Origin of the sequence: Paraburkholderia fungorum, assembly GCF_046027605.1 — a bacterium.
GTDB classification, from domain to species: domain Bacteria; phylum Pseudomonadota; class Gammaproteobacteria; order Burkholderiales; family Burkholderiaceae; genus Paraburkholderia; species Paraburkholderia fungorum_F.
In genome coordinates this window covers 274862-295287 of the sequence record NZ_JAQQEF010000008.1, presented here as the reverse complement: position 1 = coordinate 295287, position 20426 = coordinate 274862, and the positions used below count along the sequence as shown (strand labels likewise).

21 protein-coding genes and 2 tRNA genes are annotated in these 20426 nt (G+C 62.9%); 15 read left to right on the top strand and 8 right to left on the bottom strand.

Annotated features, from left to right (window positions below; genetic code table 11):
* Positions 1–47: 47 nt before the first annotated feature.
* From moeA to PQR53_RS16335, 3 genes are all read left to right on the top strand, one after another.
* Positions 48–1349, top strand: a complete 1302-nt coding sequence (gene moeA / locus PQR53_RS16345; protein ID WP_408455582.1) for a molybdopterin molybdotransferase MoeA — start codon at positions 48–50, stop codon at positions 1347–1349.
* A 114-nt stretch (positions 1350–1463) separates the two neighbouring features.
* Positions 1464–1739, top strand: coding sequence for a hypothetical protein (locus PQR53_RS16340; RefSeq protein ID WP_054036190.1), 276 nt, complete (start codon positions 1464–1466; stop codon positions 1737–1739).
* Positions 1739–2227 (top strand): GNAT family N-acetyltransferase, encoded by a 489-nt coding sequence (locus tag PQR53_RS16335; RefSeq protein ID WP_408455579.1) that lies wholly within the window; start codon positions 1739–1741, stop codon positions 2225–2227. Before PQR53_RS16340 ends, PQR53_RS16335 begins: the two co-directional genes overlap by 1 nt.
* A gap of 15 nt (positions 2228–2242) precedes the next feature.
* Here PQR53_RS16335 and PQR53_RS16330 read toward each other — a convergent pair whose 3' ends face one another.
* From PQR53_RS16330 to pncB, 5 genes are all read right to left on the bottom strand, one after another.
* Positions 2243–3691: a DNA recombination protein RmuC gene (locus PQR53_RS16330; protein ID WP_408455576.1), complete on the bottom strand. Its 1449-nt coding sequence runs from the start codon at positions 3689–3691 to the stop codon at positions 2243–2245.
* Entirely contained in the window at positions 3688–4677 is a 990-nt protein-coding gene (locus tag PQR53_RS16325) for a 2-hydroxyacid dehydrogenase (RefSeq protein WP_408455573.1), read from the bottom strand. Before PQR53_RS16325 ends, PQR53_RS16330 begins: the two co-directional genes overlap by 4 nt.
* Before the next feature lie 67 nt (positions 4678–4744).
* A complete protein-coding gene (locus tag PQR53_RS16320; RefSeq protein ID WP_408455570.1) occupies positions 4745–6172 on the bottom strand; it encodes a sodium:proton antiporter in 1428 nt (475 codons plus the stop codon).
* Positions 6173–6238: 66 nt separating this feature from the next.
* Complete coding sequence (locus PQR53_RS16315) at positions 6239–6901, bottom strand: LutC/YkgG family protein (protein ID WP_408455567.1); 663 nt, start codon at positions 6899–6901, stop codon at positions 6239–6241.
* Between the two features lie 181 nt (positions 6902–7082).
* Positions 7083–8279: a nicotinate phosphoribosyltransferase gene (pncB, locus tag PQR53_RS16310; protein WP_179733459.1), complete on the bottom strand. Its 1197-nt coding sequence runs from the start codon at positions 8277–8279 to the stop codon at positions 7083–7085.
* 289 nt (positions 8280–8568) lie between these two features.
* Here pncB and fdxA point away from each other — a divergent pair, with 289 nt between their 5' ends.
* The 10 genes from fdxA (at position 8569) to PQR53_RS16260 (ending at position 14895) form a co-directional block, all read left to right on the top strand.
* On the top strand, positions 8569–8892 hold the full coding sequence (gene fdxA / locus PQR53_RS16305) for a ferredoxin FdxA (RefSeq protein WP_323047363.1): 324 nt from the start codon (positions 8569–8571) through the stop codon (positions 8890–8892).
* A gap of 115 nt (positions 8893–9007) precedes the next feature.
* A tRNA-Asn gene (locus PQR53_RS16300) sits at positions 9008–9083 on the top strand.
* A 62-nt stretch (positions 9084–9145) separates the two neighbouring features.
* Positions 9146–9221 (top strand) — tRNA-Asn (locus PQR53_RS16295).
* Positions 9222–9887: 666 nt separating this feature from the next.
* The gene (locus tag PQR53_RS16290) at positions 9888–10244 is read left to right on the top strand and encodes a hypothetical protein (RefSeq protein WP_408455563.1); all 357 of its coding nucleotides are present in this window, start codon (positions 9888–9890) and stop codon (positions 10242–10244) included.
* Positions 10238–10768, top strand: coding sequence for a fimbrial protein (locus PQR53_RS16285; protein ID WP_408455561.1), 531 nt, complete (start codon positions 10238–10240; stop codon positions 10766–10768). Before PQR53_RS16290 ends, PQR53_RS16285 begins: the two co-directional genes overlap by 7 nt.
* Positions 10769–10791: 23 nt before the next feature.
* Positions 10792–11274, top strand: coding sequence for a CreA family protein (locus tag PQR53_RS16280; RefSeq protein ID WP_408455559.1), 483 nt, complete (start codon positions 10792–10794; stop codon positions 11272–11274).
* A gap of 175 nt (positions 11275–11449) precedes the next feature.
* Positions 11450–12277 carry a helix-turn-helix transcriptional regulator gene (locus tag PQR53_RS16275; protein ID WP_408455556.1) on the top strand — a complete coding sequence of 276 codons (828 nt, stop codon included), beginning with the start codon at positions 11450–11452 and terminating at the stop codon, positions 12275–12277.
* 409 nt (positions 12278–12686) lie between these two features.
* Positions 12687–13469, top strand: a complete 783-nt coding sequence (locus PQR53_RS16270; RefSeq protein ID WP_408455645.1) for an AzlC family ABC transporter permease — start codon at positions 12687–12689, stop codon at positions 13467–13469.
* A complete protein-coding gene (locus PQR53_RS16265; RefSeq protein ID WP_408455554.1) occupies positions 13466–13789 on the top strand; it encodes an AzlD domain-containing protein in 324 nt (107 codons plus the stop codon). Before PQR53_RS16270 ends, PQR53_RS16265 begins: the two co-directional genes overlap by 4 nt.
* Before the next feature lie 344 nt (positions 13790–14133).
* Positions 14134–14895, top strand: coding sequence for a DUF4088 family protein (locus PQR53_RS16260; protein WP_408455551.1), 762 nt, complete (start codon positions 14134–14136; stop codon positions 14893–14895).
* Positions 14896–14920: 25 nt separating this feature from the next.
* On the opposite strand, the gene PQR53_RS16255 is transcribed toward PQR53_RS16260, so the two are convergent.
* The 3 genes from PQR53_RS16255 to PQR53_RS16245 form a co-directional block, all read right to left on the bottom strand.
* Positions 14921–17113, bottom strand: a complete 2193-nt coding sequence (locus PQR53_RS16255; RefSeq protein ID WP_408455548.1) for an ATP-dependent helicase — start codon at positions 17111–17113, stop codon at positions 14921–14923.
* Between the two features lie 227 nt (positions 17114–17340).
* Positions 17341–17604, bottom strand: coding sequence for a hypothetical protein (locus tag PQR53_RS16250; protein WP_408455545.1), 264 nt, complete (start codon positions 17602–17604; stop codon positions 17341–17343).
* 11 nt (positions 17605–17615) lie between these two features.
* A complete protein-coding gene (locus tag PQR53_RS16245; protein ID WP_408455542.1) occupies positions 17616–18071 on the bottom strand; it encodes a hypothetical protein in 456 nt (151 codons plus the stop codon).
* 303 nt (positions 18072–18374) lie between these two features.
* Between PQR53_RS16245 and PQR53_RS16240 the strand changes: the two genes are divergently transcribed.
* Together PQR53_RS16240 and PQR53_RS16235 are read left to right on the top strand one after the other, a co-directional pair.
* Entirely contained in the window at positions 18375–18593 is a 219-nt protein-coding gene (locus PQR53_RS16240) for an RNA-binding S4 domain-containing protein (protein ID WP_011489423.1), read from the top strand.
* Positions 18594–18946: 353 nt separating this feature from the next.
* A complete protein-coding gene (locus tag PQR53_RS16235; RefSeq protein ID WP_408455539.1) occupies positions 18947–20359 on the top strand; it encodes an MATE family efflux transporter in 1413 nt (470 codons plus the stop codon).
* The last annotated feature ends 67 nt before the right edge of the window (positions 20360–20426 follow it).

Here is a 20426-nt window from a genome sequence, read left to right as displayed (position 1 = left end):
GCACGGCAACAGCCGCTCCCGCCTCTGGTCGCGACGTCCACTCCTTCATGACCACGCTTAACGAATTTTCCCGCTGCGTCGCGCAGTACGATCCTCACGCGCTACCCGTCCCGGCCGCTCAGGCGATCGTCCGTCAATGGGCAACGCCTGTCACGGCGGTCGAACGCGTGCCTTTGCGCGATGCGCTCAATCGCGTGCTTGCGGCCGACATCGTCTCGCCGATCGACGTCCCTTCACACGACAACTCGGCCATGGACGGCTACGCGTTCAATCGCGCGGCATTGGCGACGAACGAGTCGACAATCGATCTGACGATCGTCGGCAAGGCGCTGGCCGGCCATCCATTCGCGGGCCACGTGGGCACGACGCAATGCGTGCGCGTCATGACGGGCGCCTCCATGCCGGCTGACTGCGACAGCGTCGTGCCGCAGGAACTCGTCGAGCGCAGTGCCGATTCCACCTCGATTCGCTTTGCGGCGAATGCCGTGCGGGCCGGCGCCAACCGGCGTCTGGCCGGCGAAGATCTCGCTCGCGGTCACGCCGCGCTGCGCACCGGCCGCATCATGCGCGCTTCGGACCTCGGATTGCTGGCTTCGCTCGGCATTGGCGAAGTCAACGTGCGGCGGCGTTTGCGCGTCGCATTTTTATCCACCGGTGACGAATTGCGCTCGCTCGGTGAGCCGCTCGACCCGGGTTCGGTGTACGACAGCAATCGCTACACGCTGTTTGCGATGCTCCGGCGTCTGAACATGGATACGTTGGATCTCGGTGTGGTGCGCGACGAACCCGCCGCGCTCGAAGCCGCGCTGCGCAGCGCCGCGGCCAGCGCCGACGTGGTGTTGACCTCGGGCGGCGTTTCCGTTGGCGAGGCGGATTTCACCAAGCAATTGCTGCAGACGTTCGGCGACGTCGCCTTCTGGAGTCTCGCCATGCGCCCAGGTCGGCCGCTCGCCTTTGGGCGCGTCTGGTCCGGCGAGCATCCGGGCCTCGGACAGCCCGCGCTATTCTTCGGCTTGCCGGGCAATCCCGTGGCCGTGATGGTGACGTTCTATCAAATCGTCCGCGAGGCGCTGCTGTTGATGTCCGGCGCGACGCCGCAGGCATTGCCAGTCTTGCGCGCCGCCAGCCGCCAGCCAATCCGCAAGCGCGCCGGCCGCACCGAGTACCAGCGCGGCGTGGCCGAGCGGGATGCGCACGGTCAATGGCATGTCACGCCAACCGGCTCGCAAAGCTCCGGCGTGCTGAGTTCGATGAGCGAGGCCAATTGCTTCATCGTGCTCGGGCATGACGAAGCCGAGATTGCCGAGGGCGAGCACGTCGATATCATGCTGTTCGACGGTCTCATCTGATGACGTACTGAGCGCTTCTGTTGTGACCTTGTTTGCGGCTTTATTTTCGGCCACATTTGCAGCCTCGTTTTGCAGCTTTACCGATTACCACTTCGACACACGGGTTTGACTTACATGAAAAAACAGATCTCGTTCATTGCACCGGGACAGACAGCCAAAGCACTTATCCTCGTGTACTTGACGTTCTCGGTGCCGATCGTGCTGCTCGGCGTGCTGGTGGCGTTCATCCGCTACGGCTCGGTCGAACTGAGCACGGTGTTCAGCGCGTTGCTGCTGAACGCGATTCTCGGCTTCATCCTGCTGTGGATTGCATGCCACGCATACAACTGGGTGGCCTCGCGCTTTGGCGGCATTGAAATCCAACTGACCGACGCGCCGGAAGAAGCGTAATGACCGCAACGATCCGCGCCGCGACCCCTGCGGATACCGGCGCAATCTTCGCGCTGACGTACGAGCTGGCCGAATTCGAAAACCTCACGCACGTATTCGTCGCGACTGAAGACGGTTTGCGCGACGCGCTGTTCGGCGCGCGGCCCGCGATCGAAGCGTTGGTGGCGGAAGACGAAGGACGCCTCGTCGGCTATGCGCTGTTCTTCCACAATTACTCGAGCTTCGTCGGCAAGCGCGGGCTGTACCTGGAAGATGTCTACGTGCAACCGGGTCAGCGAGGCAGCGGTCTTGGCACCGCGATACTCGCCCGGCTGGCCGCGCTGGCCGTCGAGCGGCAGTGCGGGCGCTTCGAATGGACCGTGCTCGACTGGAACAAGCAGGCCATTAGCTTCTACGAGAAGATGGGCGCCTCTGTGATGCCGGATTGGCGTGTCGTGCGCCTCGCAGGTGACGCGCTGGAACGGCTGGCAAGCGCGGCCGCATACTAATCCCCGCCCCAAAAACTACTGCTCGTCGGGATCCACGCCCGTTAGCACATCGCCGAGCAATCCGCTCGCCTCTTCACCCGGCAACGCCTCGACGTCCCGCAGCTTGCGGTTCATCACGCGGGTGCGGGTTTCCGCGGCTTCGATCGAACGCGTGACGGTTTCAAGCTGTGCCTTGGTTCTCGCCAGCACGTCGCCGAACTTGCCGAATTCCGTTTTCACCGCGCCGAGCACCTGCCACACCTCGCTCGAGCGCTTCTCGATCGCCAGCGTGCGGAAGCCCATCTGCAAACTATTGAGCAAGGCCGTGAGCGTGGTCGGGCCGGCAATCGTCACGCGGTAGTCGCGTTGCAACTGATCAGTCAGGCCCGGCCGACGCAGGACTTCCGCGTACAGGCCTTCGGTGGGGAGAAACAGCAGTGCGAAATCGGTGGTGTGCGGCGGCGACACATACTTCTCAGCGATCGTGCGGGCCTCGGCGCGAATCCGCGTTTCCAGCGCGCGCGACGCTTCCTCCACCGCAACGGGATCGGCGCGCTCCTGAGCCTCGATCAGCCGCTCGTAATCTTCACGCGGGAACTTGGCGTCGATCGGCAACCAGACCGGCGTGGCGAATTCCCCCGTCGCCGCGCGGCCCGGCAGTTTGATCGCGAATTCGACGCGATCGGCGCTCTTCGGCACCGTCGCGACGTTCTTTGCGTATTGATCCGCTGTGAGCAATTGTTCGAGCAACGCTTCGAGTTGCACTTCGCCCCACGTGCCGCGCGTCTTGACGTTGGTCAGAACCTTCTTCAGATCGCCCACGCCCGCAGCCAGCGTCTGCATCTCGCCGAGTCCGCGATGCACCTGCTCCAGCCGGTCGGACACCAGCTTGAACGATTCACCGAGGCGTTGTTCGAGCGTAGCGTGCAACTTCTCGTCGACTGTGCGGCGCATCTCTTCGAGCTTGGTCGAGTTGTTCGTCTCGATGTCTTTCAGCCGCTGCTCGATGGTCGCACGCACCTCGGCGAAGCGCCGATCGTTCGCCTCGGTGAGCTGCCCCAGTTGCAAGGTCAGCGTTTCGCCGAACTGCCTGAGCGTGCGCCCTTGCTCATCGCGCGCCTGCTGCGCCTGCTGCTGCAAGCTGTGACGCACCGCGTCGAGTTGCTGCGCGAAGCCGTCGATCTTGCCGCCCTGCACCGTCGTCATACTGCTGAATTGTGATGCCAGTGTCTGCTGGAAGTGCGCGAACCCGCTGCTCTGCTCGCTGCGCGACACGCGCGCCGTTTCGGTGATGTCATTGCGCAGTTGCCGCTCGAGCCGCTCATAAGCATGCGATTGCGCATCTGCCGCTGCGTCGATACGCTCGCTCAAAATCTCGAAGCGCTCGCTTTCGTCAGCGCGGCCATGGCCGCGCATCAGCAATGCCAACGCGATGACCAAAGCGACCGCGAGCACTGCAACGGCCGCCACCAGAATCATTGTCATGAACGCGCCTTGCCAAGCACTTCTGGGTTGATCGGATTCGGCGGTCTCCCGGCGCGCGGACCTTCGCCCAGCGCCGCGATCAGATTGTCCGCGGCGAGATTCGCCATGGCGCGGCGCGTGGCTTCGGTCGCGCTGGCGATGTGCGGTGTCAGTACGACATTCGGCACGCTCAGCAGGTCCGGATTCAGATTCGGCTCGCCCTCATAGACATCCAGACCGGCTGCGGCAATCTGCTTCGAACGCAGCGCCTCGACCAGCGCGGCATCGTCGACAATACCGCCGCGCGCGATGTTGGTGAGCGTCGCGGTCGGCTTCATCTGCGCGAGTTCAGCCGCGCCGATCGTGTGATGGTTTTCCTTCGTGTACGGCAAGACCAGCACCACGTGATCCGCGCGTTGCAGCAGGTCCTGTTTGGACGCATATTGCGCGTTCAACTCCGCTTCGATCTCGGGCGCGACGCGTGAACGATTGTGATAAATCACCTGCATGTTAAAGCCCTTCGCACGACGTGCCAGCGCTTGCCCGATACGGCCCATGCCGATCACACCGAGGGTCGAGCCGTGGATATCGCCGCCGAGAAAGCTGTCATAGCTCCACTTCTGCCATTTGCCCTCGCGCAGCCAATGCTCCGATTCGGCGATGCGGCGTGCCGCGGCCATCATCAACGCCCAGCCGAAATCCGCAGTGGATTCGTTCAGCACGTCCGGCGTATTGGTGCCGAGCACATTCGCCGCATTGAACGCGGCCATGTCGAAATTGTTGTAGCCCACCGCCATGTTCGACACGACGCGCAGACGCGGCGCCGCTGCGAATACCGCCGCGCCGATCGGATCGCCCGCGGTCAGCGCGCCGTCTTTGTCCGCGAGACGGCGAGTCAGTTCTTCCACTGACAACACGTCGCCCTGGTGCCAGTCGACGTCGAAATACTGTTTGAGCCGTTCGATCACATCGGGAAAGATCGGACGGGCGACGAGGATCTTCTGCATTGCAATTCTCCGAATAGCGCGTCGAGTTAAATGGTCTCGGCGTCGAAAATAAGCATGAAACCCGGCGTCAGAAAAACAGCCAGCCGGTAACGAAAAACAGTGGCAACAACACTGCAGCCGACCAGCCGAGATACGCGAAAAAACTCGGCATGCGGACGCCCCGCGATTCCGCGATCGCTTTCACCATGAAGTTCGGCGCGTTGCCGATATACGTATTGGCGCCCATGAACACCGCGCCCGCCGAGATCGCGGCGAGCGTGGTGGCGCCGGTGGTCATCAGGCTCTGCGCGTCGCCGCCGGCCAGGTTGAAGAACACCAGGTAGGTCGGCGCATTGTCCAGAAACGACGATAGCAGGCCGGTCGCCCAGAAGTACATCATGTCGTGCGGCTGGCCGGACGGGTTGACCAGATGGACGATGCCGGCGAACGCGCCCGCCTCGCCGGCCCGCAGGATCGTAATGACCGGCGCGATCGTCACGAAAATGCCGGCAAACAGCTTGGCGACTTCTTCGATCGGCGCCCAGTTGAAGTCGTTGCCCGCGCGGGCCGCGCGCGGTGTCAACGCGAGCGAGAGCAACGTGACGCCGATCAGCGCCACATCGCGCACCGCATTTTGCAACGCGACGTGCGTACCGAAGACGTCGAACGCGACGTCCGGCTTCCAGAGTCCGCTCATCAAAACCAGCGCAATCACGGCCGCGAGAAGCACGAAGTTGATCGTGCCGTCGATGCCGAGCGGCGGCGAATCCGGCGTCGGATCGAGAAAGCGCGCGCGCTCTTCTTCACGCCGATGAAAATAGTACGAGTCCAAGGCATAGAACGCGGCCAGCAGCACGACGCAGACGAACAACATCGGCAACGCCAGATGCGTGGTGGTCCAGAAGAAACTCACGCCCTGCAGGAAGCCGAGAAAGAGCGGCGGGTCGCCGAGCGGCGATAGTGAGCCGCCCGCGTTTGCCACCAGGAAGATGAAGAACACCACCACATGAACGACGTGCTTGCGATTGTCGTTGGCGCGCAGCAATGGCCGGATCAGCAGCATCGCCGCGCCGGTCGTACCCATGATGCTGGCCAACAAGGTGCCGAGAGCGAGAATCGCGGTATTCAGTCGCGGCGTGCCTTGCAGATTGCCGCGTACGCGGATGCCGCCCGCCACCGTATAGAGCGCGGTCAGCAACACGATGAATGGAATATATTCTTCGAGAACCGCGTGCACTAGCGTACCGAATGCGAGGGCCGTGCCGAAGGTAAGCGCAAACGGCACCAGAAACAGGAGCGCCCACGCTGCCGCGATCTTGCCGAAATGGTGATGCCAGAATGCCGGCGCGACCAACGGAAACACTGCAATCGACAACAACACGCCTGCAAACGGCAAGCCCCACAGTGCCGATAAAGTCGCGCCGTCGAGCGTAGCCGCCGAAGCCAGTTGGGGCCACGCCGCCAGCGTAAGCGCAGCGACGAACACCATGCTCGTCCATACGGCATGTCGTTTCATATTTTTGGAATCCTTGTTACAGCGGACAAATGCGCGCGCCGTCAGCAGACACCTCGCTCGCCCAACTCAGGCGCCACGCACGACAATCACATGCACCCGATAAGGCCCATGTGCGCCAAGCACGATAGTCTGTTCGATATCGCCGGTGCGCGATGGCCCGGAAACGAAATTGACCGCACGCGGAAGCTCACCGCGTTCGCTGCGGATCAGCTCGAACGCCTCTTCATGCCCCGAGACGATGCGCGAGGCCGGCACGATCGCGATATGCGTTTCCGGAAGCAGGCCCGCCGATGCATAGGTCTCGGGTCCGGACAGCAGGACCAGTGTGCCGGTCTCCGCAGTCGCACAGAAGCAGCCGGTGAGTCCGACCACGTCACCGTCTTCGGGTTTGCGGAATTCGACGGTGAGGCCGGCTTCGGTCCACTGAAGATGCTGGAGGGTTTGCCATGCGATTGCCTGCACCGGCAAAGCATGTTCAGTGAGGTAGCGATGCGCGGCGGCCGGCACCTCGCTCAGTGCTTCGACCGTATCGACCGTGGTCGCCATTTTCCGCGCTTCTTCGATGAAGCGCGCGGTCAGATCGGCTGGCATCTCCGGACGCGGACCTTGAGGATGGCGCGCCAGGTAGTCCGCAGCCGCCTCGCGCTCTGAAGCGGACGGCTCAGGCTCGCGCCCCTGCGCTGCGCGGATGCGCGCCAGGATGTTACGGCGGGCAATCGATGTATCCATATGCGAAATCCTCGTGTCGACAGCCGTGCGATATGGCGGGAATTATACCGGCCACCCTGCGCGCGACCACCCTGGCCGAACGGCCTATGGGCACGTCCCGGCCACGCGGCGAGCGCATCTGCATGAGAGATTGGCACCAGAGCGGCACACTGAGTCGCACCTGAGCCGCGCGGGCGCAGCCTTACTTCGCAGCGTCTTCCTCGGGTTGCGCAATGCCGAACACCTGCCGCAGATACGCGAGATAGGCCTTGTCTTCGCACATGTTCTTGCCCGGCGAATCGGACAGCTTCGCCACCGGCTGACCATTGCAGCGAACCATCTTGATGACGATCTGCAACGGGTTGTAGCCCAGATCGTTTGTCAGATTGGTTCCTACGCCGAATGCCAGCTTGCAGCGGCCGCGGAAACGCTCGTACAGTTGCAGCACCTTCGGAATGTCGAGCGCGTCGGAGAAGACGAGGATCTTGGTGCGCGGATCGCAGCGGTTCGCTTCGTAGTGCTTGAGCAGGCGCTCGCCCCAGTCGAACGGATCGCCGGAATCGTGGCGCGCGCCGTCGAACAGCTTGCAGAAGTACATGTCGAAGTCGCGCAGGAACGCCTCCATGCCGTACACGTCTGACAGTGCGATGCCCAGGTCGCCGCGATATTCCTTAGCCCACATTTCGAAACCGAAGATCTGCGAGTCACGCAGCCGCGGACCGAGCGCCTGACACGCCTGCAGGTATTCATGCGCCATCGTGCCGAGCGGCGTGAGGCTGTGTTTCATCGCGTAGAACACGTTGCTGGTGCCAGCGAACTGCTCGCCGAGGCCGTCTTTCAGCGTGAGGATCACTTCTTCGTGCCATTGCTTCGAGAAGCGGCGGCGCGTGCCGTAATCGGCGATCTTGCAGTCGGCGAACTCCGGACGCGCGCCCAGCAGCTTGATCTTCTCGACCAGACGGCCGCGCCCTTCGCTGTAGTCGGGCTGTTGCTGGGTGTTGCGGAAGTAGACTTCGTTGACGATCGCGAGCATCGGGATCTCGAACAGGATCGTGTGCAGCCACGGCCCCTTGATCTCGATGTCGATTTCGCCGTTGCCCTTCGGCGAGGGTTCGATCGATATGTATTTCTCGTTCAGATGGAACAGCGCGAGAAACTCGATGAAGTCGCCCTTGATGAAGCGCATGCGCCGCAGGTAGTCGAGTTCGTCGTCGGTGAAGCGCAGCTCGCACAGCTTGCGCACTTCACCGCGAATCTCGGCGATATACGGTACGAGATCGACATTCGGCGTGCGGCAGCGAAACCGGTACTCGACATTCGCCGCGGGAAAGTGATGCAACACCACTTGCATCATCGTGAACTTGTACAGATCGGTGTCGAGCAGCGAAGTAATAATCATGATGGTGCGAACTGGACTGCAGGAGAACGGAAAGCCTGGCTCGACCAACCGCGTCAACCCATGCGCGTGCGGCGCGCCCCGTGTGCGCCGACCTGACGCATGTTACCCGAATGCGTCTGGATTCAGCGCGCCCCCAGCCTGTTGCGGGACTGTTACGCCGAACGCCATAACCTAATCACGAAAACGTATAAAAGGCATTGCCTGCTGGCGTATGCGGCTCTTGACGTTACGTTACAATAGCGCTTTTGGCGTTTCGCCTTCCCTGATTCCGCATGCAGGAGCTGCCTGAATGACTCACGTTGTGACCGAAAGCTGCATCAAGTGCCGCTATACCGACTGCGTCGATGTGTGCCCGGTGGACTGCTTTCGCGAAGGTCCCAACTTCCTCGCGATCGACCCCGATGAATGCATCGACTGCGCCGTGTGCGTGGCCGAGTGCCCGGTAAACGCCATTTATGCCGAAGAAGACGTGCCGGGCGACCAGCAGCACTTCACTGAGCTGAATGCCGATCTGGCGAAGAACTGGCCGAGCATCACCAAGACCAAGGCGCCGCTGCCGGAAGCCGAAGAATTCAAGGACGTGAAGGAAAAGCTGGCTCTGCTCGCACGTTGAGTAGCGCAGCCGGTACCCTGCTGTTGCATTCGAATCAAATCGAGATGAACGCAGGGTATTGACAGGTGCTTAAGCTGCTCCTACAATTTCGCTTCTCTGCTGTTTGTTGTTCTGTTCCTCGATAGCTCAGTCGGTAGAGCGCCGGACTGTTAATCCGTAGGTCCCTGGTTCGAGCCCAGGTCGAGGAGCCAAGAATTGCAAAAGCCCGTTAACCAATACGGGCTTTTTTATGTAGATCAAGTTGTACTGCTGTTCCTCGATAGCTCAGTCGGTAGAGCGCCGGACTGTTAATCCGTAGGTCCCTGGTTCGAGCCCAGGTCGAGGAGCCAAAAATTTAGAAGGCCCGCATTCGTGCGGGCCTTTTTGTTTTGGCGACGCCATTCCGATAGCGACAAAACGACAATTCCCGCCGCAGCAAGCACATGCAACGCGCCCGCGAAGTCGAGCCGGCCCGCTGGGGCCAATATTCAACACCGTCAGGCACCCATCGGTCAAAACGCACTTAGCGAGGTCCGCCCTGCGCCCCCTTGCCCGTAGGATTTATCTGATCACCTCAAGAATCTTCTGATCGCCTGCACGCGCCCCCCACCGGACAATCGTTTATATCGAAATTCCGCCGGAGCGCCGGTTCGCGTCGCTAAGTGGCACCCCCAGATCACAAGGTTCGAACATGTCTTCCACACTATCTCGTTTGTGCATGAAAGCGCTGCTCGTCGTCGCGGCGTGCACTTCAACGTGCGCGTTTGCAAAGTTTAACGATTGCTCGGCTTCGCTGCCCCTCACGATCAACTTTCCGTCCGTGAGCGTCCCCGCCAACCTCGAAGTCGGGCAACCTATCCCGGGGCGCCTGCGGCATTTTCGATTCCTGTGACCTGCACTGTAGCCCTTGGCGCCGACTGGTACATGACGACCATAAATAATGCAGCAATCACTTGGTCGCCGGTTACTCAGATGTCTACACGACAAATGGGATGGGGGATGGCGTGGGGTTCAGAATGCGCAATGCTTCCGGCAGTGTCATGACGCCAATCCTGTACGGCGGCGTCATCAACTCGTTTGATATGGGGCCTTCGCGAAACGGTACGAACGTATTGCAAGGCCGTTTCGAACCGGTCAAGACCAGCACCGCGCTCACAGGTTCGTTTGGATTCTCCACCCTTGCCCATGTCCCGAATCAGGAATTTGCCAACGGTGGTACGCAAGGCAACAGCACAATCAACGTCAAATACACGATTCTTAACAACTCAGTCCCCAGTTGCTCGGTCATCACGACAGACATCGCCGTCACGTTGCCACGATATCAGGCTCCGCTTTTCAAGGCGTCGGCACCTACGCGGGCTCGACCATGCTGAATTTGGGCCTCCAATGCGACGCCCATGCCAAACCCGCCATCAGCTTGATGGATTCCGCTACGCCGTCGAACCAGACCAATGCGTTGACTCTGAGCCCGGGCTCCTCCGCGGCAGGCCTCGGCATCCAGCTTCTGTATCAAATGACGCCCATTTCTTTTGGCCCCGCAAACTACACCTACACAACCAGCAATACGCCGAGTACCAGCAATGTCTCACTCGGCACGCGCACGGGCACCGAAAACGTCCCCCTAATGGCGCGTTACATCCAGACAGCTGCGGTGTTGAAGCCCGGCACCAGCAGGGCCGCGGCGACATTCACGATGAATTACAACCAGGCAGGCAAGCCCGCGCCCACGAAGAACGAGCCGCATAACGCCAGCCGTCGCCAAACGCCCACTCGGCGACCGCAAGTCAAGCCGGAAGCGTGGCTGGGGGCATGGTTTGCCAAGCCAGCAACGCCAAATGCAAAAATATTTAAGCCGCAGCTGGCGCTCTCCCCGAAAATAAAGCGGTCGCCGTTATAGCATGGGTGTTTTTCGGCGATCCCATGAAATCCACTCTGTTATTGCGTGTCTCGCTCGCGGCGGCCGCCAGCGCCCTGTTGCTGCCTTGCGCTCACAGCGAAGAAGTCGGCAGCGTCAATACCAACTTCCGCGTCACGGGCTCTGACCGCGTGGTCGTCGAAGCCTATGACGACCCGCTCGTCCAGGGTGTGACCTGCTATGTGTCGCGGGCACGCACTGGCGGCGTCAAGGGCACGCTCGGCATTGCCGAAGATCCGACCGAAGCGTCGATCGCCTGCCGCCAGGTCGGTGCGCTCAGCTTCACGGGGCCGGTGAAAAAGCAGGCCGATGTGTTCTCTGTGAGCATGTCGCTGATTTTCAAATCGCTGCACGTGGTGCGGATAGTCGATGCGAAGCGCAGCACGCTGGTGTACATGACCTATAGCGATCGCGTCGTCAGCGGCAGCGCGAAAAACAGCGTGAGCGCGGTGCCGGTACCGGCCGGCACGACAATCCCCGTCAAGTGATTTGCACCCTACGGCAAAACGCAGGAAGCAAAGCCATGAACGGCCCGAGTAAGGGCTGCGGCAGCGGTCACAGCGCGCTACACTGACCGGTCATGCCGAACCCGGTCGCGGGTCGCCGGCCGGCGGTTTGCCGGTCTGTCGGACCACCGCGCCACCGTACCACCAGACCTCCATCATGAATGCCCATCGCTTCCAGGATTCCGCCCGCTATTGGCGCACGCCGCTTTTGCCCGGCGCGGATCTGCTCACGGCCGAATATCACGACCATGAGTTCACGCCGCATTGGCACGACGCGTATACGATTCCGGTGATCGTCGCGGGCGCCGAGGGCTATCGGTATCGTGGTTCGAACTATGTCGCCGAAGCGGGCAGCGTGCCGGTCATCAACCCCGGCGAGTTGCACACGGGTTCGAAGGCTGTCGAGGCAGGCTGGCGATATCGCGTGATGTATGCGCCCGTCGATTTCATCCACGATCTCGCCAATGAACTCGCCGGTACGCCGCAGCCATTACCGTGGTTCGCGCCGGGTGTGATCCGCGATCCCGATCTGGCGCGGCGACTGGCGCATGCACACCGCCTGCTGGAGGCCGGCGACGATCCGCTCGCCGCCGAGGCCGCCATGCTCGACGCGGTGTCCACCTTGCTGGCCCGCTACTCGCAAACGCAGCCGGAGCCGTCGCGCCTCGCTACCGACGACCCCCGCGTCGCGACCATGCAGGAGCGCCTGACCGGCGACCTCGCCGAAGCCGTCACGCTGGCCGAAGTCGCGCAAGCAGCGGGACTATCGCCGTTTCACGCCGCACGCCTTTTCAACCAGGCCACCGGTCTGCCACCGCATGCGTGGCGCAACCAGGTGCGCCTGCAACGCTCGCTCGCTCCATTGCGTGCAGGTGCGTCCGTGACGGATGTCGCCGCGGCCAGCGGCTTCACGGACCAGAGCCATTTCACGCGCCATTTCCGGCGCATGTTCGGCGTGCCGCCGGGACGTTGGCAAAGTAGCTGACGCAGGGCTCACAAGAAGAGCAGGACGCCGGCTGCGGGTACGTTTGCAACGCTATCAAGTCGCGTGGCCGGTCGTTCAGGCCATCCCGACGGCTGCAAAGCACCCACATCGGCGGGCCGCGCAGCTAGCGCTATGCTGCAGTGCAATCCCAAGACCTACCTCTGCAGGATCCGTTCCGATTGGCCCGCCCTCCGCTCTGGCCACCTCACGCATTGCATCAGCCCGATCAACCAGCCACGGCCCTCAGCAGCATCTGCGCGCCTACCGCAAGAACGTACAAGCCCTGCCTCGCGCCGCCCGCTATGCTTCCCGAATCAAGGAGGCAAGATTGACCCATCCCAACCCCGGCCAGCGCTCGAGCACAGGCCACTTAAAGGAATTCACCGCCGGCGCGCGCGACATCATCCCGATGATGGTTGGCGCGGCGCCCTTCGGCGTGATCTTTGGCACCCTGGTCGCGTCCGGTCCGCTGCATCTATGGCATGGGCAGTTGATGTCGCTCGTCGTGTTCGCCGGTTCCGCGCAATTCATCGCGCTGGGCCTGATTGCCGGCCACGCGAGCTTTGCGGTGATCTGGGCGACCACGCTCGTCGTCAACCTGCGTCACGTGCTGTATAGCGCGACACTCGCGCCGCACGTCGCGCATCTGTCCGCGCGCTGGCGCTGGGCGCTCGGCGCGCTGCTCACCGACGAAGTCTTCGCGGTCGCATGGGAGCACTACCGGCATCGGGAGCCCGGCACGGCCGGCCCGCACTACTTCTTCGGCGCGGGTCTCGCCATGTACCTGAACTGGCAGATCTGGACCGTCGCCGGCCTGCTGTTCGGCGCCGCCTTTCCCGGCCTGCAGTCGCTCGGACTCGATTTCGCGATGGTGGCCACGTTCATTGCGATCGTGGTGCCCCAGCTCGTCGCGCTGCGCTATATCGCGGCGGCCGTCACCGCCGGCACGCTGGCTTTCTTCTGGCAAGCGTGGCCATACAAGCTCGGCCTGCTGGGCGCGGTGTTCGCCGGCGTCGCAATCGGCGTCTTGCTGTCAGTGCCGCGACGTGGGCGAGGCACACGGGAGAATCGCGAAACCCCGCCCGCAACCTCGCAGGAGCCCACCCAGGCGCCTCGGCGGGATGCCCCGCGGAAAATCTCACAGGAAACATCACAGGAAACCTCGCAGAAAACCGCAGGAGCATCGCGATGAACTACGTTGTCCTGATCCTTGGCATGGCGGTCATTACGTGGGTGATCCGCGCCGCCGTCTTCGTGCTGGGCGACCGGCTGGTGTTTCCGCCGCTCGTGCGCACCGCGCTAGGCTTCGTACCGGTTACGGTGCTGACCGCGATCATCGTGCCGATGGCGGTCTCGCCGCACGGCACCAATGCCGAATTGACCTGGCGCAATCCGCAACTGGTTGGGGCGCTGGCCGCCATCGCGGTCAGCGCGCTGACGCGCCGGCCACTCCTGACTATCGCGGTGGGTCTGGCCGTCTTTTTTGTCTGGCAAGGCGTCGTGCTCAAATAGGCACAGTCCGGGACTTACATCGCACGTGACGGGTTAAATGGCGCAAATGGCGCCCACACACCCGCAACCGCCAGGCGCGGCGGCCCCGGCATGGGCAACGGCCGCCGCGTACTGGCCTCGAAACGACGCCACCCTCTAAAGTGGCCCTCAATTTCCCGCACGCCCTCAAGTTTCTTTCAATTCCGCCGATATCAAGTCGAGGTCCGCTCATCGGGATACGTCCCGCTGGTTACGCGGCAACAGGCAGAATCAACCGCACCGGCATTCGGCGTCGCGTCTCACAAGGTCCAGGTGCGGCCGACGACATGACGAAGCCGCGCGGGCAGGACCAAACGGGATAACACATGGGTCAAATTACCCTCACGCTCAAAGACGAGACTATCGCGACGCTGCGCAAGGATTTCGACGCCTTTCTGCGGGTTTCGCTGAAGCTCGATCCGCAGTTCGCGACGCCGTCGTTTGAGGATTTTTTGCGCGCCAAGCTGCTCGACAACATGGTGCCGCTGACTGAACACGCGGTTAAGCGGATGTTGCAGGGTGGCCAGTACGCGTGGGCGAAACGCACGCTGGACAAGGAGTTTCCTGACGTCGTCGCGATCCTGATGCGGCAGGCGGCGGAATTCGGTTTCGGCTTCGCGGCCCGCTCGGAATGGACGCCGGAAGAGCTCGCCAAGCAGTGCCGCGACTGGGCCGCGGCCATCGTCAAGGAAGCGGAAGGCGACGCCGCGCTGATCGATCCGCTCGCGGCGCAGATCAAGAGCGAGGCAAAAGATATTCAGTCGCTCGAAGAACTCATGCAAACGCCGGCCTGGCGGCTGGTGGAATCGCTGCGCCAGCGCGTCTACGAAGCCAAGGTGGCATGCGAAACGAGCGTGGGCAGCACCGCCCGCGAAAAGCTCGGCGAACTGCGCGGGCTACTGCGTCTGGGCATTTCACACGGTTCGTTCCAGAAACAGGAAGCGCAGCAGATCATGGAATACCTACGCTTGCTGAAGCCGGAGATTTTCGTCGAAGAGCCGTATGACGTGTTCTCGCGCTTCGCTTCGTGGCTGCGCAATTTCTTCGTGCCGCCCCCTCCTGCGGCTCAACAGCGGCAGCCACGGTAGTCGCGGTAAGGTCGGGTAGAAGCCGTCAATCCCACATCTTTCTGAGCCGGGCCCCAATCTCGATCTTCGCCTGCGCCGCCGCGGCCAGCCCCGCCGCTGTCGGCGCACTCGGCACCGGCACGCGTGGCCACGCGTAAGCGTCGAACAGCGGCATCAGATGCGCCGGAATGAAACGCGTGCGCGACGCCCAGACATGACGGTCGCCCATATGGGTCTGGTTGTGCACATAAAAGCGCTGCGGCACGACGATATGCAGGTCTTCCTTCGCGCGCGTCATCGCGACGTATAACAGGCGCCGCTCCTCGTCGATTTCCTCCTCGCTGCCGGTGCCGAGATCGGACGGAATGCAACCGTCGACGCCATTCAGCACGAACACGTTACGCCACTCCTGCCCCTTCGCCGAATGAATCGTCGACAGAATCAGGTAGTCCTCGTCGATCAGCGGCACGCCGGATTCGTCACTGGTGGCGTCGGGGGGATCGAGCGTCAATTCGGTGAGGAAACGCTCGCGCGACGGGTAGGTGCCCGCGATGCTTTCCATCTGCAACACGTCCGCATGACGGATCGCCGCGTCCTCGTGATTGCGTTCGAGATGCGGCTCGTACCAGCGCCGCACCATCTCGAACTCGGCTGGCCATGGCGTCTGGCGCCCGTACACGCTCGACATCAGTTTGACGAACGGATGCCAGTCTTCCTGCGCGCGAGCGGGCGGCGCAAAGGCGGCCAGCGCGCCACCGGCGCTCTGGGTGAGATCGGCCGGATTGCCGCTGGCCGCCCGGGCCACGATCTCGTCGAGCACCTTCGCGGCGGTGGCGGGACCGACGCCCGGCAGCAATTGCACAACCCGAAAACCGGCGACGCGGTCGCGCGGATTCTCGGCCCAGCGCAGCACGGCGAGCACATCCTTGACGTGCACCGAGTCGAGAAACTTCAGGCCACCGAACTTCACAAACGGAATGTTGCGCCGGGTCAGTTCGATTTCGAGCGCGGCGCTGTGATGGGCGGCGCGAAACAACACTGCCTGCGATTTGAGCTTCATGCCCTGCTCACGCGCCTCAAGCACCTGTTCGACGATATAGCGCGCCTGGTCCGCTTCGTCGGCGACCGTCACCAGACGCGGGCGCTGCGCCGAGGCCTTGTCGGTCCACAGATTCTTCGTGTAGCGCTCGCTGGCGAGCTCGATCACCGCATTCGACGCCGCCAGAATCGGCCCGGTGGAGCGGTAATTACGTTCGAGCGTGATTTGCCTCGCCGGCGGATTGAAGTGCGCCGGGAAGTCGAGAATGTTGCGCACGGTCGCGCCGCGAAACGAATAGATCGACTGGGCGTCGTCGCCGACCACAGTCAGGCCGCGGCCGTCGGGCTTCAACGCGAGCAGGATCGACGCCTGCAAGCGGTTGGTGTCCTGATACTCGTCGACCAGCACGTGATCGAAACGCGCCGAAAGATCGGCCGCGATCGCCGGCTCGGCGGCCATATGCGACCAGTAGAGCAGCAGGTCGTCGTAGTCGAGCACGCTCTGCTTCTGCTTGGCTTCGACGTACGCGGCAAACAGCATGCGCAGATCGGCTTCCCACTCCCGGCACCAGGGAAACGCGCTGTTGAGCACGTCGGCAAGCGACGCACCGGTGTTAACCACACGCGAGTAGATCGCAAAGCAGGTGCCCTTGGCCGGAAAACGCCGCTCTTTCGCCGACAGACCCAGCTCGTGCCGAACGAGGTTCATCAGGTCGGCGGAATCCTCGCGGTCGTTGATCGTGAAGGCCGGTGCGAGGCCGATCAGGTCTGCGTATTCGCGCAATAGCCGCGCGCCGACGCTATGGAACGTCCCCGACCATGTGAGCCCTTGTGCCAGCGCGGCCCGCGTACCGAGCGCCGCACTGGCGATGCGCGTGACGCGGCGGGTCATTTCGAGCGCGGCGCGGCGTGAGAAAGTCAGCAGCAAGATACGGCGCGGATCGGCGCCCTTCACCATCAGATTGGCGACGCGGTGCGCCAGCGTGTTGGTCTTGCCGGAGCCCGCGCCCGCTATCACCAGCAAAGCGCCCGGCGGCGCGTTGGGATGGTCGGCACCGTATTCGACGGCTTCGCGTTGCGCGTCGTTGAGCCTGGCCAGCCAGGCGGCCGTATCGAACGGTGGCGGAGATTCAGCGACAGAGAGCACAGTGGATTGGGGCCTGAGGTGGAGTTGAAGCGGCGACGCATACTGTATATCCATACAAGTATCGGAGACAAGCGACCCTTTTTTCCGTCTGTCGCTTCGCCGGGCAACAACGTCGGACGCAGCTTGCCCTCGGACCGGCAACAAAAACCCGCCAGCGCCGCGGCCCAAAGCGAGCACGCGGCGAGCACAAAAAAACGGCCCGGGCGCACCTGCGCCCCGGGCCATTTCCTTCGAGCCAAAGCAAGGCGTCGGGGCCGCCCTGCTTTCTATCAACGCCTTTCTTACTGCTTCTTCGCGTCCTTCAGATTGGCGTCGGCGTTCGCCTTGTCGGCATCGGCCTGGGCTTCAGTCTTTTTCTTGTCGGCCTTGGCTTGCGCCACGGATGCCTTCTTGTCGGCCTTCGATTGTTCCTTGACCGCCTTCTTGTCGGCATGGGTCACCGGCGCGGCGCTCGGGTCGCTCGTCTGCGCGAACGCGACCGACGACAGGCAACCGGCAAGCAACGCGGCATACATCCTGTTCTTTGTCAGCTTGGTGATGGTCATGCGATACCTCCTTAGTGCTTGGCGTCAGCGCCATTGTCCTGATCGGCCGTCTGGCCTTGCATATTCATCTTCATTTCATTGTTGGCAGTCTGCTTGTCTGCCTTCTTGTTGATCTTGGCGTCACGCACCTGCTCCTTGTATTGCGATTTGGCAGCCTTCTGCTGTTGCTGCAGCTCCGCCTTGGAGGCTTTCTTCGACGCCTTGTATTCAGCATTGGCCTCAGCATTGGCGTCGCGCTTCTGGACCAGCGGATCGGTCGAGCCCGACGCCGTCAGACGCGTCGGCGCCGGCGTAACCGGCATCACACCCTGAGCAGCCGGGGCTGCGGGCGCCACATCGGCGCCTTGAGTCTGGACCTGTGCCTGGGCGTTCATAGCGGCGGCCGGTTGCGCGGTCTGCGCCACAGCGGCGGTCGCAGCGAAGGCAGTCAGGGCGGTACCGATCAGGAGCGTACGAATCTGGGTCATGGCGAAATCCTCTCTAAAGTTGTTGTGACGCGGGCATCGATTCCGGCGCACTGTGACGCGTGCTTCATGAGCGCCTCACCCGGTCTGTTCATTGCCGGGGAAATTCAGCAAGCTTTGCTACAGAGCTGCACTTTACGAGTGAAGTTCGTAGCTGGCGACCTGTGTTACGGAAGGTTTCATTTCCTGACAACTACATAACAACTGCTTGTATTTGTGCCAGCGCGGCCCGGTGGCTCCCGGATTTTCATCAAGGGCAAGCTTCTGGCTTATGATGCGAACCCTTTGCCTGAAGGTGCAAACGCCATGCCCAACCTCGACTTCACACTCACCGGCGACTACGTCGAACTGCACAATCTGCTGAAGATAACGGGCCTCGCGGACAGCGGTGGCTCGGCAAAAATGATGGTCGCGGACGGTGCGGTGACCGTCGACGGGCGGGTTGAAACGCGTAAAACCTGCAAAATCCGCGCGGGCCAGGTGGTGCTGCTCGGCGATACGCGGATCGCGGTGCACGAGGCTTGACGCGCCATCTCGGCGATGTCAGAGGTATAACGGCCCAACCGAACGCGCCGAGCCGAAGACCGGCCGGCGGTCGTGAACGCCAAATCGAAGACGCACGGTCACGGCCCTGTCACTCAAACACTAAGTCCGGAAACTCGGAGGACCTCACGCACCAAAATCGTGCCTCCTCCATCGACATCCCCGCGCCCAGGCAATAAGCTGTCAGTTTCGACAGACAAACAATCGGCTGACAGCCGCTCCACGCTTCCGGTGAGCCACCGCGTTTCGCCACCGCCCCCGGCAGCGTGCAAACCACGCGAATCGTCCGGCTTGCGCCCGTCCGTGCTGTCGCCCTTCCGCTTCAAAGCGCTCCCATGACTCAATCCGGCTTCACCCGGGTGGCCGCCCGGCCGCCGACCCTGTCCCGCCACGCGGCAGACACTGCCCGGCTCGCCGCGCCGCTCGCCATCGCGCAGTTGTCGCAAATGGCGATGGGCGTCACCGACACGATCCTGCTCGGCTCGCTCGGCCCGGACGCGCTCGCCGCCGGTGGCCTCGGCGCCAACCTGTTCTTCGTGGTGGTCACGCTGCTGCAGGGCGTGTTGACCTCCGTCAGCGTGAGCGTCTCGCACGCGCGCGGCGCGCAGGACGAAGGCCGCGTGCCCCATATCTACTGGACCGGTCTCGTGTTGTCGGTGCTGCTGTCGGTGCCCGCGTTTTTCCTGCTCTCGTTCGCCACGCCGATCCTGCTGGCGTTCGGCGAACCCGCGCTGCTTGCGCACAATGTCGGCGAATATGCGGCGGTGCTGCGCTGGGGCTCGCTCGGCAGTCTGATCGGCGTCGGCCTGATGCGCTCGTTCCTGCCGGCCATCGGCGCGGCCAAACGGCTCCTATGGGTGTCGTTGATTAGCGTGGTCGTGAACGGCTTTCTCAACTACGGGATGATTCACGGCGTCTACGGGCTGCCGCGCCTTGGCTTTCTCGGCTCGGCGGCGGCCACCTCGATCACCGTCTGGCTGAGCGCGCTCGTGCTGATGGCCTTGTTGCATCTGCGGCCCCGCTACAAACATTTCGTCGTGGCCACGCGGCCGAACGTGCCGTTGATGGGCGAACTGTTCGGCATCGGCTGGCCGGTCGCGATCACCTACGGCGTCGAATCGACCCTGTTCCTCGCCACCGGCCTGATGGTCGGCCTGCTCGGCGAATCGCAACTGGCCGCGCACCAGATCGCGCTGAACGTCGCCTCGGTGGCCTTCATGGTGCCGCTCGCGATCGGCCAGGCGGCCAATGTGCGGGTCGGCTACTGGTCCGGCGCGGGCCAGCCGCTCGCCGCGCGCCACGCGGGTTTCGTCGCGCTCGCGCTCGGCGTCGGCTTCATGACGCTCTCGGGCATCGTGCTGATCGCCGCGCCGCACTGGATCGTCGGGCTGTATCTGCATCTCGACGACCCCGCCAACGCCGCCACGGTGACGTTGGCGAGTTCGCTGCTCGGGGTGGCCGCGATCTTCCAGATCGTCGACGGCATGCAGACGGTCGGCTCGGGCTGCCTGCGCGGCCTGAAGGACACCCGCGTGCCGATGATCGCCGCGACGTTCGGCTACTGGGTCATCGGCTTTCCGACCGGTTACGTGCTGGCTTTTCACTTCGGCCTCGGCGCGCGCGGTTTGTGGTGGGGACTCGCGGCCGGCCTCGCAAGCGTCGCGCTGCTGATGACGCTGCGCTTTCACAAACTGAGCCTGCGGCGCGTGCCGGTCACGCCCGGCGCGCCGCCTGCCTCATCAGCATGAGGCTTAAGCAAATCACAGATGATTGGTTGGCCGAGCGCGATCCGCGCGCTACGATTCAAGTGTCTTC

Coding starts and splice junctions, on each gene's coding strand:
- pncB (WP_179733459.1), bottom strand. CDS start 8,279: ATGATTATTACTTCGCTGCTCGACACCGATCTGTACAAGTTCACGATG.
- PQR53_RS16280 (WP_408455559.1), top strand. CDS start 10,792: ATGAAATCCACTCTGTTATTGCGTGTCTCGCTCGCGGCGGCCGCCAGC.
- PQR53_RS16265 (WP_408455554.1), top strand. CDS start 13,466: ATGAACTACGTTGTCCTGATCCTTGGCATGGCGGTCATTACGTGGGTG.
- moeA (WP_408455582.1), top strand. CDS start 48: ATGACCACGCTTAACGAATTTTCCCGCTGCGTCGCGCAGTACGATCCT.
- PQR53_RS16315 (WP_408455567.1), bottom strand. CDS start 6,901: ATGGATACATCGATTGCCCGCCGTAACATCCTGGCGCGCATCCGCGCA.
- PQR53_RS16335 (WP_408455579.1), top strand. CDS start 1,739: ATGACCGCAACGATCCGCGCCGCGACCCCTGCGGATACCGGCGCAATC.
- PQR53_RS16270 (WP_408455645.1), top strand. CDS start 12,687: ATGATGGTTGGCGCGGCGCCCTTCGGCGTGATCTTTGGCACCCTGGTC.
- PQR53_RS16255 (WP_408455548.1), bottom strand. CDS start 17,113: ATGGATATACAGTATGCGTCGCCGCTTCAACTCCACCTCAGGCCCCAA.
- PQR53_RS16260 (WP_408455551.1), top strand. CDS start 14,134: ATGGGTCAAATTACCCTCACGCTCAAAGACGAGACTATCGCGACGCTG.
- fdxA (WP_323047363.1), top strand. CDS start 8,569: ATGACTCACGTTGTGACCGAAAGCTGCATCAAGTGCCGCTATACCGAC.
- PQR53_RS16340 (WP_054036190.1), top strand. CDS start 1,464: ATGAAAAAACAGATCTCGTTCATTGCACCGGGACAGACAGCCAAAGCA.
- PQR53_RS16235 (WP_408455539.1), top strand. CDS start 18,947: ATGACTCAATCCGGCTTCACCCGGGTGGCCGCCCGGCCGCCGACCCTG.
- PQR53_RS16240 (WP_011489423.1), top strand. CDS start 18,375: ATGCCCAACCTCGACTTCACACTCACCGGCGACTACGTCGAACTGCAC.
- PQR53_RS16245 (WP_408455542.1), bottom strand. CDS start 18,071: ATGACCCAGATTCGTACGCTCCTGATCGGTACCGCCCTGACTGCCTTC.
- PQR53_RS16285 (WP_408455561.1), top strand. CDS start 10,238: ATGCTGAATTTGGGCCTCCAATGCGACGCCCATGCCAAACCCGCCATC.
- PQR53_RS16250 (WP_408455545.1), bottom strand. CDS start 17,604: ATGACCATCACCAAGCTGACAAAGAACAGGATGTATGCCGCGTTGCTT.
- PQR53_RS16320 (WP_408455570.1), bottom strand. CDS start 6,172: ATGAAACGACATGCCGTATGGACGAGCATGGTGTTCGTCGCTGCGCTT.
- PQR53_RS16325 (WP_408455573.1), bottom strand. CDS start 4,677: ATGCAGAAGATCCTCGTCGCCCGTCCGATCTTTCCCGATGTGATCGAA.
- PQR53_RS16330 (WP_408455576.1), bottom strand. CDS start 3,691: ATGACAATGATTCTGGTGGCGGCCGTTGCAGTGCTCGCGGTCGCTTTG.
- PQR53_RS16290 (WP_408455563.1), top strand. CDS start 9,888: ATGCGCAATGCTTCCGGCAGTGTCATGACGCCAATCCTGTACGGCGGC.
- PQR53_RS16275 (WP_408455556.1), top strand. CDS start 11,450: ATGAATGCCCATCGCTTCCAGGATTCCGCCCGCTATTGGCGCACGCCG.